The organism is Kitasatospora sp. NPDC096147, assembly GCF_044763225.1.
GTDB lineage: Bacteria > Actinomycetota > Actinomycetes > Streptomycetales > Streptomycetaceae > Kitasatospora.
Window position 1 is genome coordinate 19345 of sequence record NZ_JBIWFX010000024.1, and the last position, 15797, is coordinate 35141.

Annotated in this window: 13 protein-coding genes and 1 riboswitch; of the genes, 6 read left to right on the plus strand and 7 right to left on the minus strand. The window is 73.3% G+C overall.

The genetic code is table 11. The features are described from left to right. Window positions 1–345: 345 nt before the first annotated feature. Window positions 346–924 carry a GNAT family N-acetyltransferase gene (locus ACIRBX_RS37340; RefSeq protein ID WP_402304696.1) on the minus strand — a complete coding sequence of 193 codons (579 nt, stop codon included), beginning with the start codon at window positions 922–924 and terminating at the stop codon, window positions 346–348. Between the two features lie 604 nt (window positions 925–1528). Beyond that, the gene (locus ACIRBX_RS37345) at window positions 1529–1954 is read right to left on the minus strand and encodes a MarR family winged helix-turn-helix transcriptional regulator (protein ID WP_402304698.1); all 426 of its coding nucleotides are present in this window, start codon (window positions 1952–1954) and stop codon (window positions 1529–1531) included. Between the two features lie 88 nt (window positions 1955–2042). Between ACIRBX_RS37345 and ACIRBX_RS37350 the strand changes: the two genes are divergently transcribed. Both ACIRBX_RS37350 and ACIRBX_RS37355 read left to right on the plus strand, forming a co-directional pair. Beyond that, on the plus strand, window positions 2043–3596 hold the full coding sequence (locus tag ACIRBX_RS37350) for an MFS transporter (RefSeq protein ID WP_402304699.1): 1554 nt from the start codon (window positions 2043–2045) through the stop codon (window positions 3594–3596). Window positions 3597–3810: 214 nt separating this feature from the next. Further along, window positions 3811–4416, plus strand: coding sequence for a TetR/AcrR family transcriptional regulator (locus tag ACIRBX_RS37355; protein ID WP_402304700.1), 606 nt, complete (start codon window positions 3811–3813; stop codon window positions 4414–4416). Window positions 4417–4498: 82 nt separating this feature from the next. Here ACIRBX_RS37355 and ACIRBX_RS37360 read toward each other — a convergent pair whose 3' ends face one another. Beyond that, the gene (locus ACIRBX_RS37360) at window positions 4499–5365 is read right to left on the minus strand and encodes a helix-turn-helix domain-containing protein (RefSeq protein ID WP_402304702.1); all 867 of its coding nucleotides are present in this window, start codon (window positions 5363–5365) and stop codon (window positions 4499–4501) included. Between the two features lie 421 nt (window positions 5366–5786). On the opposite strand from ACIRBX_RS37360, the gene ACIRBX_RS37365 reads away from it, so the two are divergent. Then, a complete protein-coding gene (locus ACIRBX_RS37365) occupies window positions 5787–6356 on the plus strand; it encodes an ATP-binding protein (protein WP_402304704.1) in 570 nt (189 codons plus the stop codon). A 215-nt stretch (window positions 6357–6571) separates the two neighbouring features. On the opposite strand, the gene ACIRBX_RS37370 is transcribed toward ACIRBX_RS37365, so the two are convergent. Next, the gene (locus ACIRBX_RS37370; protein ID WP_402304705.1) at window positions 6572–6811 is read right to left on the minus strand and encodes a DUF397 domain-containing protein; all 240 of its coding nucleotides are present in this window, start codon (window positions 6809–6811) and stop codon (window positions 6572–6574) included. A gap of 338 nt (window positions 6812–7149) precedes the next feature. On the opposite strand from ACIRBX_RS37370, the gene ACIRBX_RS37375 reads away from it, so the two are divergent. Beyond that, a complete protein-coding gene (locus ACIRBX_RS37375) occupies window positions 7150–8010 on the plus strand; it encodes a sirohydrochlorin chelatase (protein ID WP_402304707.1) in 861 nt (286 codons plus the stop codon). Window positions 8011–8116: 106 nt separating this feature from the next. Here ACIRBX_RS37375 and ACIRBX_RS37380 read toward each other — a convergent pair whose 3' ends face one another. Beyond that, complete coding sequence (locus ACIRBX_RS37380) at window positions 8117–10252, minus strand: hypothetical protein (RefSeq protein WP_402304708.1); 2136 nt, start codon at window positions 10250–10252, stop codon at window positions 8117–8119. Window positions 10253–10443: 191 nt separating this feature from the next. Beyond that, window positions 10444–10644: riboswitch (cyclic di-AMP (ydaO/yuaA leader) on the plus strand. On the opposite strand from ACIRBX_RS37380, the gene ACIRBX_RS37385 reads away from it, so the two are divergent. Together ACIRBX_RS37385 and ACIRBX_RS37390 are read left to right on the plus strand one after the other, a co-directional pair. Further along, on the plus strand, window positions 10631–11794 hold the full coding sequence (locus ACIRBX_RS37385; protein WP_402304710.1) for a transglycosylase family protein: 1164 nt from the start codon (window positions 10631–10633) through the stop codon (window positions 11792–11794). It overlaps the preceding riboswitch by 14 nt. A gap of 66 nt (window positions 11795–11860) precedes the next feature. Further along, window positions 11861–12061 carry a hypothetical protein gene (locus tag ACIRBX_RS37390; protein ID WP_402304712.1) on the plus strand — a complete coding sequence of 67 codons (201 nt, stop codon included), beginning with the start codon at window positions 11861–11863 and terminating at the stop codon, window positions 12059–12061. A gap of 908 nt (window positions 12062–12969) precedes the next feature. Here ACIRBX_RS37390 and ACIRBX_RS37395 read toward each other — a convergent pair. Further along, the gene (locus ACIRBX_RS37395) at window positions 12970–13995 is read right to left on the minus strand and encodes a LacI family DNA-binding transcriptional regulator (protein WP_402304715.1); all 1026 of its coding nucleotides are present in this window, start codon (window positions 13993–13995) and stop codon (window positions 12970–12972) included. 25 nt (window positions 13996–14020) lie between these two features. Next, window positions 14021–15739, minus strand: a complete 1719-nt coding sequence (locus ACIRBX_RS37400) for a glycoside hydrolase family 13 protein (protein WP_402304717.1) — start codon at window positions 15737–15739, stop codon at window positions 14021–14023. Window positions 15740–15797: the final 58 nt, after the last annotated feature.

Here is a 15797-nt window from a genome sequence, read left to right on the forward strand (position 1 = left end):
GGTGTCGGCCGCGCTGGCCACACCGGCCGCCACCGTCCTGCCAGCCACCGCCCCGGGCCCGGCCAGCCTGGTCTGAGCAGGCATCCGGAGCGCGGCCGACCCCGACGCTCCCGACCGGCCGCCACGCACGGCACACCTTGGCCGCAGCCGGGGCACTCGGTGTGCCGAGGGCCAGTCGAGACGCAGTGCGGAGCCGACCGGCCCTCAATGGCGACCGACCCGGAGCGCGGGTCACGGCCGGGTGCCACCCGAACCTCCGACCTCCACTCCCCCGGCGGCGGGCACGCCGAGCCCGGGCACGAAGGTGTCGGCCACGCTGGCCGCTCTGCCGGGGTCGGCCGTTCCTCAGCGGGGCCCCGAGACGTAACCGTTCAACGGGGCGAGCACCTTCCAGCCGAGGGTCTCGTAGAGCGCCCGGCCCTGGACGGTGGCACCCAGCGCGCCGAGGCCGACCCCCGCCGCGAGCGCGGCATCGGTGAGGGCGGCCATCACCACCGTGCCCAACCCCCGCCGCTGGTGGGCGGGTTCGGTGGAGATCTGGTCGGGGACGCAGACCGTCGCGGTCAGTCCGGCCTGACCGGCGGCAGCCGGTGAGCCGTCCGGGCCGAGGACCCGGACGGTGACGACCCCGTCGGTGGTCGAGGTGGTGACGGTGTAGCCCTCCGGCGTCCGGGCCGCCGAGGGACGCAGATCGACGGCCATCAGGAAGCAGGGCTCCAAGGGCCGCCAGGCGGCGGCCGGGAACCACGGCTCCATCTCCTCGACCGGGAGGAATCCCTTGACGCAGACGGCGGGCTCGTCGATCGAGGCGACCAGGGCGCGGGCCGCCTCGGCCGGGGCGTCGATCAGCAGGTGACGGACCGTCTCGTGCGGCCGGCCGACCGCGATCCGCAGTCCCCAGCCGACCTCCACCGGCGCGGGCACCCGTCGCGACACTGCCCACCCTGCGGCCCAGACACGTGCGGTCTCCGACATGCGATCCCCCGGTGCGCTCATCCGGGGACCGTACCGCCCCGGGTTCCTCCGGCCTCGAACCGTACCGGACGAACGATCACCGGCCGTCCCGCCCTACGACTTCGGCGTGATGTCACCGTCCGGGCAGCACTGGTCCACGCTCGACGACCTGGTGCGCTGGGCGGCATTCCTGACCGGAGGTCAGGACGGCGTGCTGAGCGCGGCGACCCTGGCCGAGATGCGCCTTCCGGCCGTGCCGGACGGCTGCTACGGCCTGGGCCTGGAGCTCTGGCCCGGCGGCCCGGCGAGCATGCCTGCGGGCGGCCCGGTGGCCGAGGCCAGAGCCGGAGCCGGAGCCGAGGCCGGAGGCCGCCGCACCGGACTACGCGGGGCACACGGGCTCGGTGCCGGGCTTCCGCTCCGCCCTGCTGGTCGCACCGGCCGCCGGCCTGGCCGGCATCCTGCCGGCGAACGGCTCGACCGCCCTCCCCGGGGGGACGGCCGGGCTGGTTCAAGGCGCTGATCCGGCTGGGCACGGCAGCCTGACGGAGTACCACCGGGACCCGACGGACCGTCAGCCCTCCTGCGCCGCGCCGCCGCCCAGGGTGCGCGCCAGGACCTCCCGGTGGACCGGCCGGGCCTGCTCGTAGCGCTCGTGGCCGTCCTCGGTGAGGGTGACGTAGATGCCGCGCCGGTCGGAGGAGCACATCGCCCGCTCGACCAGCCCGGCCTTCTCCAGCCGGCCGATCAGCCGGGACAGCGCGCTCTGGCTCAGGTGCACCTGGGCGGACAGGTCCTGGACCCGGAGCCGCTTCTCGTGCTCGGGCCGCCGGGCGTCCTCGTAGAGGCGCTCCAGCACCTCGAACTCGCTCATGCCCAGCCCGTGCCGCTCCCCCAGCTCACGGTCGAGCGCACAGGCGGTGGCCGCCTGGCGGGCCAGCAGATCGCGCCAGTCGGAGACCAGGTTCGTCCCGTCGACCGGGACCTCGGGTTCGGACACGCGGCCACCGTACCACATGCGCATGAACTTATTGCGTACACATTAAATCGACTTGCATTGAATGCACGTGCATGGAAGTCTCCTCGCCATGACCACCGCACGAGAGCCATCGGCAACCGCCGCTCCCGCCACCACCTCTGATGCCCCGTCCGTCCACGGCGACGAAGCCTGGAGCCCCCGCCTCTGGGGCACCCTGATCGTGCTCTGCGCCGCCCTCTTCCTCGACGCCCTCGACGTCTCGATGGTCGGCGTCGCGCTGCCCTCGATCGGCTCCGACCTCCAGCTCTCCACCTCCACCCTCCAGTGGGTGGTCAGCGGCTACGTGCTCGGCTACGGCGGCCTGCTGCTGCTCGGCGGCCGGGCGGCCGACCTGCTGGGGCGCCGTCAGGTCTTCCTGGTCGCGCTCGCCGTCTTCGCCGCCGCCTCCCTGCTCGGCGGCGTCGTGGACGACGGCGGCCTGCTGATCGCGGCCCGCTTCATCAAGGGCGTGGCGGCGGCCTTCACCGCCCCGGCCGGCCTGTCGATCATCACCACCACCTTCGCCGAGGGCCCGGCCCGCAACCGCGCGCTCAGCATCTACACCGTGACCGGCGCCAGCGGCTTCTCGCTCGGCCTGGTGCTCAGCGGGCTGCTCACCTCGGCCGGCTGGCGCTGGACCTTCCTCAGCCCGGTGCCCGTCGCCCTGATCGCGCTGGCCTTCGCCGTCAAGCTGCTGCCCCGTCAGCCCCGGCCGCCGCGCGGCTCGGGCGGCTACGACATCGCCGGGGCGATCACCGGCACCGGCTCGCTGCTGCTGCTGGTCTTCACCGTGACGGAGGCTCAGAGCGCCGGCTGGGCCAGCCTGCGCACCATCGGCTCGCTGGCCGTGGTGGTGGCCCTGGCGGCGGCCTTCCTGGCCGTCGAGCAGCGCACCGCGCACCCGCTGGTCCGCCTCGGCATCTTCCGCAACGGCGGGGTGGCCCGGGCGAATCTGACCGCACTGGCGCTCTTCGGCTCCTACGCGGGCTTCCAGTTCATCGCCACCCTCTACCTGCAGCGGCTGCTCGGCTGGTCTGCCCTGGAGATGGCGCTGGCCTTCCTGCCGGCCGGCGCACTGGTCGCCCTCTCGGCCACCAAGATGGGCGCGATCGTCGACCGCTTCGGCACCGGCCGCCTGATGCTGCTCGGGGTGCTCTCGCTGACCCTCGGCTACGCGCTCTTCCTCCGCCTCGACGAGCACAGCAGCTTCACCGGCCTGGTGCTGCCCAGCATGGTGCTGCTCGGCATCGGCTTCGCGCTCGGCTTCCCGTCCGTCAACATCGCCGCCACCAACGGCGTGGACGACGAGGAGCAGGGCCTGGCCTCGGGCCTGGTGAACACCGCCTTCCAGGTCGGCAGCGCCCTGGTGCTGGCCGCCGTCACCGCCGTGATCACCGCGGGCAGCGGCGGGGCGGAGAGCCCGGCCGCCCAGCTGGACGGCTACCGCCCGGCCCTGCTGCTGGTCACCGGGATCGCCCTGGTCGGCTTCGTGGTGGCGGCCACCGGCGTGGCACTGGAGCGGCGGAAGTCCCCGGCCGCCGTGCCGGACTACGACTACCGCCGGTCGGCCCCGACCGCCGCCCCCGCCACCGAGGCCCCGGCGGAGGCCCTGACCAAGGGCTGAGCAGGGACTCGGCAGCGGCCGGGCCGACGAACCACCGGCACTCGTGACGGAGGCCGGGTCCACCAAACCCCCGTGTTGGTGGACCCGGCCCCGTCGCCGTACGCGGAGCCCGAAGGGGCCCGGCGAGCGGCTCCCGCACAGTATATTGGCTGGGAGCCAATCAACGTACGGAGCAGACACGATGGCACCTCGCGGGGAATCGGTCAACGAGGAAATGCGCCACCGTTCCCGGCTCCGCATCATGCAGGCGACCGTCGAGCTGGTGGACCTGCACGGGTACGCCGGGACCACCCTGGGCGACATCGCCGAACGGGCGGGGCTGGCCCGGGGGCTGCTCACGTACTACTTCGACAGCAAGCGGCTGCTGATGCAGGCGGCCACCCACCGGATGATGCACCGGACGGTCTCGGCCGCACTGGCCGGCCTGCCCGCGGACGCCGGCCCGGAGGCCCGGCTGGCCCGGGCGATCGACGCGGTGCTCGGGCTGGCGCTGGACCACCCCAAGGTGATGCGCTCGCACCTGGCGCTGATCCTGGACCCGGACACCGGCGCGTTCGTGAAGGACCCCGAGCAGCGCACCCTGGGCGGCATCCTCCAAGGGCTGCTGGGCGACTGGGGCGCGGCCGATCCGGTGGCCGAACACGCGGTGCTGCGCAGCGCGTTGATGGGCGGGGTGATCGGCCTGCTGCTGCCCGGCGCGGCGGTCTCGCTGCCGCCGATCCGCGCGGACCTGTTCTACCGCTACGGCCTGGCCTGGGACTCGGGCGTGCCGCCGCAGCCCGAGGCGCCGCCGCGCTCCCAGCCGCCGACCCGGGTCTGAGCCACCGGGAAGCTGACGGTCTGTCAGGAATGCGTCAGGCCAACGGACATGGGGGTGCCACGGAACGGACCGACGGCGGGCGTCAGTTGCCGGAGAGTATCCGGGTCAGCAGGTCCTTGGTCTGGTCCGGCGTCAGGCTGTCCACGCACAGGCGCTCCATCACCTGGACGTAGGCGTCCACGTCGTCGCGCTTGTCGAGGTAGAGCGCGCTGGTGAGCTGCTCCAGGTAGACCACGTCGGCCAGGTCCTGCTCGGGGAAGCGCAGGATGGAGAAGGCGCCGCTCTCGCCGGCGTGCGCGCCGAAGCGGAACGGCATCACCTGGATCACCACGTTGGCCTGCTCCGAGACGTCCAGCAGGTACTGGACCTGAGCCCGCATCACCTTCGGGCCGCCGACCGGGCGGCGCAGCGCGGCCTCGTCGATCACCGCCCACAGGCGCGGCCCCGGCCCGTCGCTGAGCAGCTTCTGACGGCGCATCCGGAGGCTGAGCCGGCGCTCCAGCTCCTCCTCGGTGATCACCGGACGGGTCTGCGAGAAGACCGCGCGGGCGTACTCCTCGGACTGCAGCAGGCCGGGGATGAACTGCACCTCGTAGGTGCGGATCTGGGCCGCCGCCTCCTCCAGGCCGACGTAGGTCTGGAACCAGCCGGGCAGCACGTCGTTGAAGCTGTGCCACCAGCCGGACTTGTTCGCCTCCCGGACCAGGCCGAGCAGGGCCTCGCGCTCGGCGCCGTCGTCCACCCCGTAGAGACTGAGCAGGTCGGCCACGTCGCGCTCCTTGAACGAGACCCGGCCGAGCTCCATCCGACTGATCTTCGACTCGGAGGCACGGATCTGGTAGCCGGCGTCCTCGCGCGTGATGCCCCGGGACTCCCGGAGTCGGCGGAGCTGCGAGCCGAGCAGGATCCGGCGCACCATCGAACCGCCACCGGGCTGGACTGTGGTCATTGCCGTCAAAACCTCCGCCGTGAGCAAACAGCGCACAGTCTGCCATCAAGTGAGCGCTCTGGGTGCCGGTACTGACTGATCAATCTGCCAGTTCTGCCCCGGCCGTCCCAGAATGCACGTGCATCCGGCGCTTGCATATGCCAAAGGTGCGACTGCACGTGAATCGACTCTTGCATCCGCAGTGTGCGCACGGGACCATGGTGCACGTGCACCTGCACACCCCTGGCACCCCTGCGGGCACCGTGTCGACGTCCCCACGCGCGATTCCGCACACGCCTCCGGCCGCGCCCCCGCGTGGCCGGATCGACGTGTGCGGACGTGGCTCGTCGGCCCGGTGTCCGCGCGGCCGAGCGAGTCGGAGGTGACCGGCATGACCCCGGTGGGTCCCGCCGTGTCCGCCCCCTTATGGGAGGAGCTCTTCATGAGCACCGGTACGGCCATCGCGGCCGACCCGCACGTGGTCAGCTGCACCCTCGCTCCCCGCTTCGAAGCCGTACGCACGGCCCGGGAGTTCGCCCGGGAGACGCTGCACGGCTGGGGGCTGTCCCCACTCTTCGACGACATCGCCCTGGTCGCCTCGGAGTTGGTCACCAACGCGCTCCGGCACGCCCTGCTGCACCGGCCCGACGCCGGGTCGGCCGAGGTGCGCCGCCACCCGGAGGGGCTCCGCCTGCCGGTGCAGGCCGGCCCGGACCGGCTGGTCGAGTCGCGGACCCCGGAGGCCCGGCTGCTGCCGATCCGAATAAGCCTGGTGCACCGCTCGCCGCAGGTGGTCTGCGCGGTGAGCGACCCGAGCAGCCAGGGGCCGATCGCCCGGGAGCCCGACTTCGTCGCCGAGTCCGGCCGGGGCCTGCACCTGGTCGACTCCTTCAGCCGCTCCTGGGGCTGGCACCCGCTGGCCGGAGCCGGGAAGGTGGTGTGGGCCGTGTTCGAGTCCGAGACCGCCGCCCAGCCCGCCGCCGCCAACGGCCGTCACCGGCGCTCCGCCTGACGCCCCGTCCGCACCCGACGCCCCGTCCGGGCCCGGCCCTCCACGGGCCGCCCGCCGACGGGGCAGGGCCGGTTCCGGTGACCACGCCCCGGCCGGCCGCGCCGCAGGCGACCACGCCCCGGACCGTCACCCCCCGGGCCGGCGCCGCCCCGGACACGACGAAGGCCGCCGCGATCCCCTCGCGACGGCCGGTGCGGTCCCCCTCCGACGGACGGTCAGCCCGCCAGGTGGTCGAACTCCCCGTCCTTGGCGCCGAGCAGCAGCGCCGTGATCTCCGCGCGGGTGTAGACCAGGGCCGGCCCGTCCGGGAAACGGGAGTTGCGCATCGCGACGTCACCGCCGGGCAGGGCCGCGAACTCCACGCAGTTCCCCTGGGAGTTGCTGTGCCGGCTCTTCTGCCAGACCACGCCTTCGAGGTCCGCGGCCGGCATGCCGTTGTACGTGGTGTTCTGCATGGTGATCTCCCCGACGTGCCAGGCGTTCGCCTCACTTGACGTGATGATAGCTCCAGTGCACGTGCATCAGCACGGGTGTTTGCGCGTGCACCGGACGGGCATAACTCCCCCAGCAACCGCACACGTCAGGTCAGTTGACGCCCCGTATCAGGACAAACGCGGGCCAATCGTGGACATACCGATGACTGCGCGTACTCGAACTCCTGCTGGTTGTCGATCTTCGGAGGTGTTCGGACATGACTCACGGTCCGTCACCTCTGTCGGATTGTGATGCCGATCACTGTCCGGACTGCGGCCCGGCTGTGGCCGGTGGGGGGAGATGTCCTACGATCTCCGCCATGAGCACAGCAGCCATCCCGGGCCCGCCACTGCCCGTCCGCACTCCAGGCTCCCGTGCGCGGGGGCGCCACCGCCGTCCCGAGCGGCCGGAGATCCCGGTGGGTTCGCCGACGCTGGTGCTGGCCGTCCCGGCCACCGCCGGGCCGGAGGCCCGCCCCGTGGTCGAGGAGTTGCTCTCGATCGTGCGCGGCGAGCAGCCGGGCATCGAGGCCACCGCCGCCTACCTGGGCGGCGCCCAGGACGACTCCCCCACCGTCGCCGGCCTGCTGGCCCGGGCCGCCGAGGCCGGGCTGCCGGCTCCGGTGCTGGTGCCCCTCCTGCCGGGCCCGCACGGCTTCCTGACCGAGCTTCACCAGCTGGCCGACGAGGCCGGTGCCACCGTCACCGACGTGCTGGGCCCGCACCCGCTGCTGGCCGAGGCCGTCCACGTCCGGCTCTCCGAGGCCGGGCTGGCCCGCGCCGACCGGGCCCGGCTGTTCGCCATCGCGACCGCCGCCGACGGCATCGTGCTCACCACCGCCGGCGGCGAGGAGGCGGCCCAGGCCGCCGAGATCACCGGCGTGCTGCTGGCCGCCCGGCTCGCCGTCCCGGTGGTCGGCGCCGCCCTGGACGTGCCCGGCTCGGTGCTGGCCGCCGTCAACCACCTGCGGGCCACCGGGTCGCAGCGTCCGGCCCTGGCCCCGCTGGTGGTCGGCCCGGAGGCCGACCCGGAGCTGCTGGCCACCGCCGCCGAGGAGGCGGGCTGCCCGAGTGCCGCCCCGCTCGGCGCCTACCCGGCCCTCGGCCAGCTGATCGCCTCCGCCTACCTGGCGGCGCTCCCGGAGGCCGCCCCGGTGGCCGAGGAGGAGGCCGGGGTCTGACGGCCCCACCACCACCTGACGACGCGCCAGGGCCCCGTACGGTGTGCAACCGTACGGGGCCCTGGCGCGTCTCCGTCTCCGTGAACGAACGGAACCGGACGAGGACTCAGCTGACCGGTGCCACGTCCCGCAGGCCGATCCGGGGCGTGACCACCGCGCGCGGCGCGGCGAGCCCGGGGGCCGGGGTGGACGCGCCCGACAGGTGGATCTCCTGCGCCTCGCCGCCCGCCCTGCGCAGCACCACGCGCTTCGGGGTGGGCAGCTTCGGGTCCAGCCAGAGCGCCTCGCCGCTGAACTCGCAGTCCAGGACGGCGATGTCCTCCGGCGCCCCGCCGTCCACCGCGCGCAGCGCGACCCCGGCCTTCCGATAGCCCGTCAGCTTGCTCCGCGTCACCTGCACCGTCTCGCCCGGGAGTTGGTGCAGGGCGGTGGAGACCGCGTAGTCGGACTGCCCGGCGGCGTCGATCAGCAGGCCGTCGAAGACGGTGCCCTTGTCCCGGCCGAGCGCATGGATGGCCACTCCCCCGGCCGCGTTGCCGTACAGCACAGTGGAGTTGTACTCGAAGTCGTTCAGGTAGGCGCCGTGCTCGATGCCCCATCCGCCGTTGTGGTAGGCGACGAACTGGCCGACGGTGTGGTGGAATTCGGCGTTCAGCCAGACGAAGATGCCGTTCTCCAGGTTGTTGTGGGCCAGGCAGCGCTCGAAGGTCCACACCCCCTCGCTGGTCTCCGGCCACTCGTAGCCCGACGCCCCGTTGGCCCCTTGGACGCCGACCGCGACGCAGTCCCGGGCGATCCCGCCCTTGCCCGCGCCGAGGCTGAAACCGGTCAGCCGGTAACCGCGCGGGTTGGGGTCGAACTGGGTGCGGGAGGCCACGCAGCTGTCGTAGGTGATGTCGTGCGAGGGGCCCTGCGGGGTGCGGGTGTCCAGCGGGCCGTCCCACCAGTAGGCGTCCTCCAGGGTCTGGTGGGCGATGCAGGAGCGGAAGGTGATGCCGTGGCAGTTGTGCGGCACGAAGGCGTGGCTGCCGGTGTCCCGGACCACCACGCCCTCCACCACGGTGCCCCGGGTGGTGTCGCCGAGCATGTGGAAGTGCAGCCCGTACCGGCCGAGCACCGGCTCGGTGACGGGCTTGCCGGCCCACTTCTCCTTGCCGGCGCTGCGCGGGCCGAGCCAGCGCAGCGCGGCGTACCGGACCTCGGCGCGCTGGTTGCTGGTGATGTGGACGTGGGCCCGGCCCTTCTCGGTGCCCTCGATCCGGACGTTGCGGGTCAGGTTGAGCACCTCGGCGCCGACGCTGACCCCGCCGCCCGCGGTGACCTTGGGGTGGGCGTACTTCAGCGGGCCGTCCAGGCTGACGGTGGCTCCGCTGACGGCGGTGACGGTGCGGTAGTCGTAGTGCTCGGAGAAGCCGTCGGCGTCGGGGGCGCCGGTCGGGGTGACGGCGAGCTCGTCGCCGACCTGCCAGCCGGCCGGGGCTGCGGCCAGCTTGATGCTGGTGTCGCCGGCCTTCAGCGCGCCGGCCGCGCGGACCCAGGCCGTCCGGCCCGAGCCGGCCAGCTTGAGCCGGCCGGAGCCAGTGACCCAGAGGCCGGTGTCGCTCTCCACCAGACCCATCCCGCCGCCCTGGAAGCGGCCCTCGTTGACGCTCGGGAAGCGCACCGCGTGGACGGTGGCGGCCCCCTGCGGGGCGAGGGTGAGCGCGCCCCGGACCTCGACGTTGCCGTTGGCGGTGAGCGAAACGGGACGATCCGGGGCAAAGGTGAGCGAACCTGACGCTTCGACCAGCAGCGAACCCACCGTCACGTCCCGGTCCAGCAGCACGTGGTCGGTGATCCGCACCGCCGCACCCGGGCCGGGCGCGGCCCCGCCGCTCCAGCCCGCCTGGTCGGACCAGGCGCGCGGGCGCACCGGCGCGGCGGTCGAGGGGGCGACCCCGGGCACCGGCTCGCCGGAGGTGGCGGCGGTCGACGGGGAGGCCGACGGGGAGACGGAGGACTCGGCGGACGGACTGTCAGAGGCACTGGGAGAACCACCGTGCGCATGCGAATGATCGGGCGGCGGCGGAGGCTGGGCTCCCGAGAGGACGTCAGGACCACTGCCGCTGCGCCGGATCACCTCCTCCACGCCGACCGCCGCGAGGGCGGTGCCGATCGCCAGGCCGATGAGGAGCTTCCGGCGACTGACCCTTGCCGATCCGTTGTCCGACGGGCCCGGCTGGGGCCCTCTCGCGTGCCGCATGACCCGAAGCATAGGCAAATCCCTTGAGCCGCAAGGAATTTGAACAGAATCGATCGGAATCGACATCCGGATCGACAGCTTCCGATTCATGAAGAGTCGGTAAAGAAACCATGATCAGCGTCACAGGGGTTTGCGGTTTCAACTTAACTCTGCCTAACGTGACGCCCTGTTCGTGACCACACGGACCCAGCCCCTCCGGAACGCCGAATCCTGCCGCCGGACGGGTCGGCAGCTCATCAGCACCGCGGCAGGGGCGGGGGAACCACAGGTAAGTCGCCTGGTACCGGTCACACATGACCGTTCTCAGGCTTGGGGTGAAGCCGTGCTCAGGCACGGCCGGGCAACTCCAGCCCGAATCCGACAGCTCACCTCGCAGGCGTGGGAGAGGAACGCGTCTTCGTGCTGTCCAGCACCACTTCCAAGCGTGCCCGCCGACTCATCGCCGCCACCGGCGTCGTGGGCATCGGCCTCACCATCCCGACCCTCACCGCCGGCACCGCCTCGGCCGCCTCCGTCTCCACCTGGGACAAGGTCGCCGCCTGCGAGTCGACCAACGACTGGTCGATCAACACCGGCAACGGCTTCTACGGCGGCCTGCAGTTCACCTCCAGCACCTGGGCCGAGTTCGGCGGCAAGCAGTACGCGCCGCAGGCGAACCAGGCCACCAAGGCCCAGCAGATCGCGATCGCCGAGAAGGTGCTCGCGGTCCAGGGCCCCGGTGCCTGGCCGGTCTGCTCGGTCCAGGCGGGCCTGACCAAGGGCGGCGCCCCCGCCCAGGTCGACACCTCCGCCGCCAAGGCCGAGACCCCGAAGGCGGCCCCGCAGGCCGCCGCCCCCAAGGCCGCCGAGCAGACCGCGCAGACCGCGCAGACCGCCGCTGCCAAGAGCTACACCGTGGTGGCCGGCGACTGGCTCTCCACCATCGCCCGCGACCAGAACGTCGAGGGCGGCTGGGAGAAGCTCTACGAGCTCAACAAGGCCCAGCTCCCCGAGGGCCCGCACGTGATCTACCCGGGCCAGCAGCTCACCCTGGGCACGGTCGCGGTGGCCGCCCCGGCCCCCAAGCCGGCCGCGCCGCAGTCGGGTTCGTCCTCGAAGAGCACCGGGAACGGCGCCGCCACGGGCACCTCCGCCACCACCAAGGCGAAGAAGGCCGCCACCGAGACCACCACCGTGGCCACCGGTTCCAAGGCCGCCGCGATCAACTTCGCGCTCTCCAAGGTCGGCCAGGCGTACGTCTACGGCGGCAGCAGCAACGGCGGCTGGGACTGCTCCGGCCTGACCCAGGCCGCCTTCCGCCAGGCCGGCGTCTCGCTGCCGCGGGTCGCCAACGACCAGGCGGACGCGGCCACCCGGGTTTCGCTGGACAACCTCCAGGCGGGCGACCTGCTGTTCTGGTCCAACAACGGCGCGAACTCCGGCGTCTACCACGTCGCCATCTACCTGGGCGGCGGCAAGTACGTCGAGGCGGCCAACCCCCGCGCCGGCGTGAAGACCGAGACCATCGCCAACTGGGCCCCCGACTTCGCGGGCCGCGTCTGACGACGGTGTGAAGCGCTGCCCCCGGAGCTCTGGTCGGCTCCGGGGGCAGCGCCGTATCCTGCCGCCATGGCCAAGGTCACCGTCTCCCTGGAAGCCGACTTCGCGATCGAGCTGATGCTCCTCGCCGGCACCCGGAACCCGCAGGACGCCGTCGAACTGATCCTCCGTGACTACCTCGCGCGCAGCCGCCGCACCGAGGCACGGACCGGCGATGCCGCCGACGAGAGTCGGCTGGTGAAGCCGGACACCGCCGTCCAGGAGGGCTAGGGGCTGTCTCCTTGATGGGGGCGGCTGTGACACCGTGCGGCTCCGCCGGCCGCTTGGGCGGGCGTCGTTGAAGGGTCCCTACCTACCCGTTGGCGGGCAAGGAGCGCGCGTGGCTCGGCGGCGCCGGGGCACCTCCCGGCCGGAGGCTGGGATGCCGAAGGCGGGGCGGGGGCCACCCCCGGCCGGAGGCTGGGATGCCGAAGGCAGGGCAGGGGCCACCCCCGGCCGGAGGCTGGGGGAGAGTCCATGCGAACATCGGCGACCGACGAGAAGCCGGCGAAGGCCCCCTGCCCGATGCCGGGCAAGGAGGGCGCGTGCTCCGGCGGCGCCCGCTCGGCGGGGCCGGGCGGCACGGGTCGGCGCCTCAGCCCGGTGGCTGTCGACCCGGCCACGGGCATCGGGCGGGTGGAGCCGCCGGTCGGTGGCGTCGCCGCGCGCGGGACCGACAACGCCGGAGGCGGTAGCGGGTGCCCAGGCGGCGTGGACGAGGAGCGCGGCTCCGGGCCGGCGGCACCGGTGTGCCGGTTCGGGCCGTCGCAGCCGAGCGGCACGGCGACCACGGGGCCGGTACGTCCGAGCCACCGTTCGGGGCGACGCCGGTCCGTCCGGCAGCCGCAGCACTCCAGGGCCTTGCCCCCGCGACGCGGCGGTCGGCTGACGGGCCGTCCGCTCCCGCGCCCAGCGTCGGCCTCCTGCCCGCACGACGTACACCCGGCCCCGGCTCCCTCGCCGTGCCCCGCGACGGGGCGGTCGGCTGACGGACCGTCGGCTCCCGGGCCCACCGTCGGCCTCCTGCCCGCACAACGTGCACCCGGCCCCGTGCCCCTCGCCGTGCCCCGCGACGGGGCGGCAGGCGTGCGGAAGGGCCCGGGACCGCGTGGTCCCGGGCCCTTCCGTCCCCTCCGGTCCTACTGCTCCGACCGGCGCGGGCCGGTGGAGCCGCGCATCACCAGCTCGGTCTGGAACATGAACTCGTCCCGCTGCGAGCCGCTGCCGTTGACCTCCTCCAGCAGGGCGTCGACGGCGGCGGTGGCCATCGCCTCGACCGGCTGGCGGATGGTGGTCAGCGGCGGCTCGGTGAAGGCGATCAGCGGCGAGTCGTCGAAGCCGACCACCGAGACGTCCCGGGGCACCGCCATGCCGCGCTGGCGGACCGCCCGAATCGCGCCGAGCGCCATCAGGTCGCTGCCGCAGACGATCGCCGTGCAGCCCTTGTCCAGCAGGGCGTTGGCCGCCGCGTGCCCGCCCTCCACGCTGAACAGCGTGTGGTGCACGTACTCGGCGGCCTGCTCCGGGGTGTACCCGAGGTACTCGCCGAGCGCGGCGGTGAAGCCCTCGATCTTGCGCAGCACCGGCACGTACCGGCGCTGGCCGACCGCCAGGCCGACCTTCCGGTGGCCGAGTCCGACCAGGTGCTGGACGGCCATCCACATCGCGGCCCGGTCGTCCGGCGAGATGAACGGGGCGGCGATCTTCTCGCTGTACCCGTTGATCAGCACGAACGGGACCTGACGGCCGGTCAGCTTGGCGTACCGGTCGTGGTCGGCGGTGGAGTCGGCGTGCAGGCCGGAGACGAAGACGATGCCCGCCACGCCCCGGTCGACCAGCATCTCCACCAGTTCGTCCTCGGTGGAGCCGCCCGGCGTCTGGGTGCAGAGCACCGGCGTGAAGCCGTGCCGGCTGAGCACCTGCTCGATCACCTGGGCCAGCGCCGGGAAGATCGGGTTGCTCAGCTCCGGGGTGATCAGGCCGATCAGACCGGCGCTGCGCTGGCGCAGCCGGGTCGGGCGCTCGTAGCCGAGCACGTCGAGGGCGGCCAGCACCGTCTGACGGGTCGTCGCGGAGACGCCCGCCTTTCCGTTGAGGACGCGGCTGACGGTGGCCTCGCTGACCCCCGCCTGCGCCGCGATGTCCGAGAGTCGCGCCGTAGTCACGATCCCAGAGCCTATTGCAACCACGTCAGACCGCCCACCAGATGGTGCTGTCCGCCGGGAGGACCGTCTCGCCGTCCACCGCGACGGCCTCGGCGGAGGAGAGCAGGATCCGGCCCGGGGCGGCGATCCGGACCGGCTCGGCGCCGGTGTTGACGGTGCAGACGAACGAGCCCCGGCGGAAGGAGAGCAGGTGCTCGCCGGTCTCCAGCCACTCCACCGACCCGCCCGCGCCGAGGTCGGCCTGCTCCCGACGGATCGTCAGGGCGGAGCGGTAGAGCTCCAGGGTGGAGGTCGGGTCACCGGTCTGCACCTCGACGCTGAGCTCCGCCCACTCGGCGGGCTGCGGCAGCCAGCTGGGGCCGCCGGCGGTCGGGCCGAAGCCGTAGGGGGCCTCGGTGCCGGACCACGGGATCGGCACCCGGCAGCCGTCCCGGAAGCCGTCCTGGCCCTCGGCCCGGAAGAAGGACGGGTCCTGGCGGACCTCGTCGGGCAGGTCGGTGACGTCGGGGAGGCCGAGCTCCTCGCCCTGGTAGACGTAGGCGGAGCCGGGCAGCGCCAGCATCAGCAGGGTGGCGGCCCGGGCCCGGCGCAGGCCGAGCTCGCGGTCGCCCGGGGTGCGGATCTGGGTGCCCAGGCCGGGCTCGTTGGCGAACCGGGTGGCGTGCCGGGTGACGTCGTGGTTGGAGAGCACCCAGGTGGTCGGGGCGTCCACCGGGCGCATCGAGTCCAGCGAGAGGTCGATCACCTCGCGCAGCTCGGCGGCGTCCCAGGAGGTGCCCAGGTACTGGAAGTTGAAGGCCTGGTGCAGCTCGTCCGGGCGGACGTAGTTGGCGGTGCGCTGGACGGTCGGGGTCCACGCCTCGGCGACGCCGATCCGCTGGCCCGGGTACTCGTCCAGGATCTCCCGCCAGGCGCGGTAGATGGCGTGCACGCCGTCCTGGTCGAAGAACGGCATCACGTCGTTGCCGAGCAGCTTGAGCTGGTCGTGGCCGCCGATGTCGGGCAGGCCGGGGGCCTTCACCATGCCGTGCGCGACGTCGATCCGGAAGCCGTCCACGCCCATGTCCAGCCAGAACCGCAGGATCGAGCGGAACTCGTCGGCGACCGCCGGGTTCTCCCAGTTGAAGTCCGGCTGCTCGGGGGCGAACAGGTGCAGGTACCAGTCGCCGGGGGTGCCGTCCGGGTCCTCGGTGCGGGTCCAGGCCGGGCCGCCGAAGATGGACTCCCAGTCGTTGGGCGGGAGTTCGCCGTCCTCACCCTTGCCGGGCCGGAAGTGGTAGCGCTCGCGCAGCGGGGAGCCGGGGCCCTCGCGCAGGGCGCGCTGGAACCACTCGTGCTGGTCCGAGGAGTGGTTGGGCACCAGGTCGACGATGATCCGCAGGCCCAGCTCGTGGGCGTCCCGGATCAGGCCGTCGGCGTCCAGCAGGGTGCCGAACATCGGGTCCACCGCGCGGTAGTCGGCCACGTCGTAGCCGGCGTCGGCCTGCGGGGAGGCGTAGAACGGGGAGAGCCAGACCGCGTCCACCCCGAGGTCGCGCAGGTACGGGAGCCGGCTGCGCACGCCGGGCAGGTCACCCATGCCGTCGCCGTTGGAGTCGGCGAAGCTGCGGGGGTAGACCTGGTAGATGACCGCGTCCCGCCACCAGCCTCTGCCGGCCGCACCGTTCGCAGCGGAGGACTCGGTCGAGGTCTCGGCGGAAGGGGTGGCGGCGGGCCGGGAGGTGTCGGCCAGGTTCTGGGTCATGGACAGTCATCCCTTGGGGACTCGGTGGCGGTCCGGCCGCCCGGTCGGGGCGGCCGGC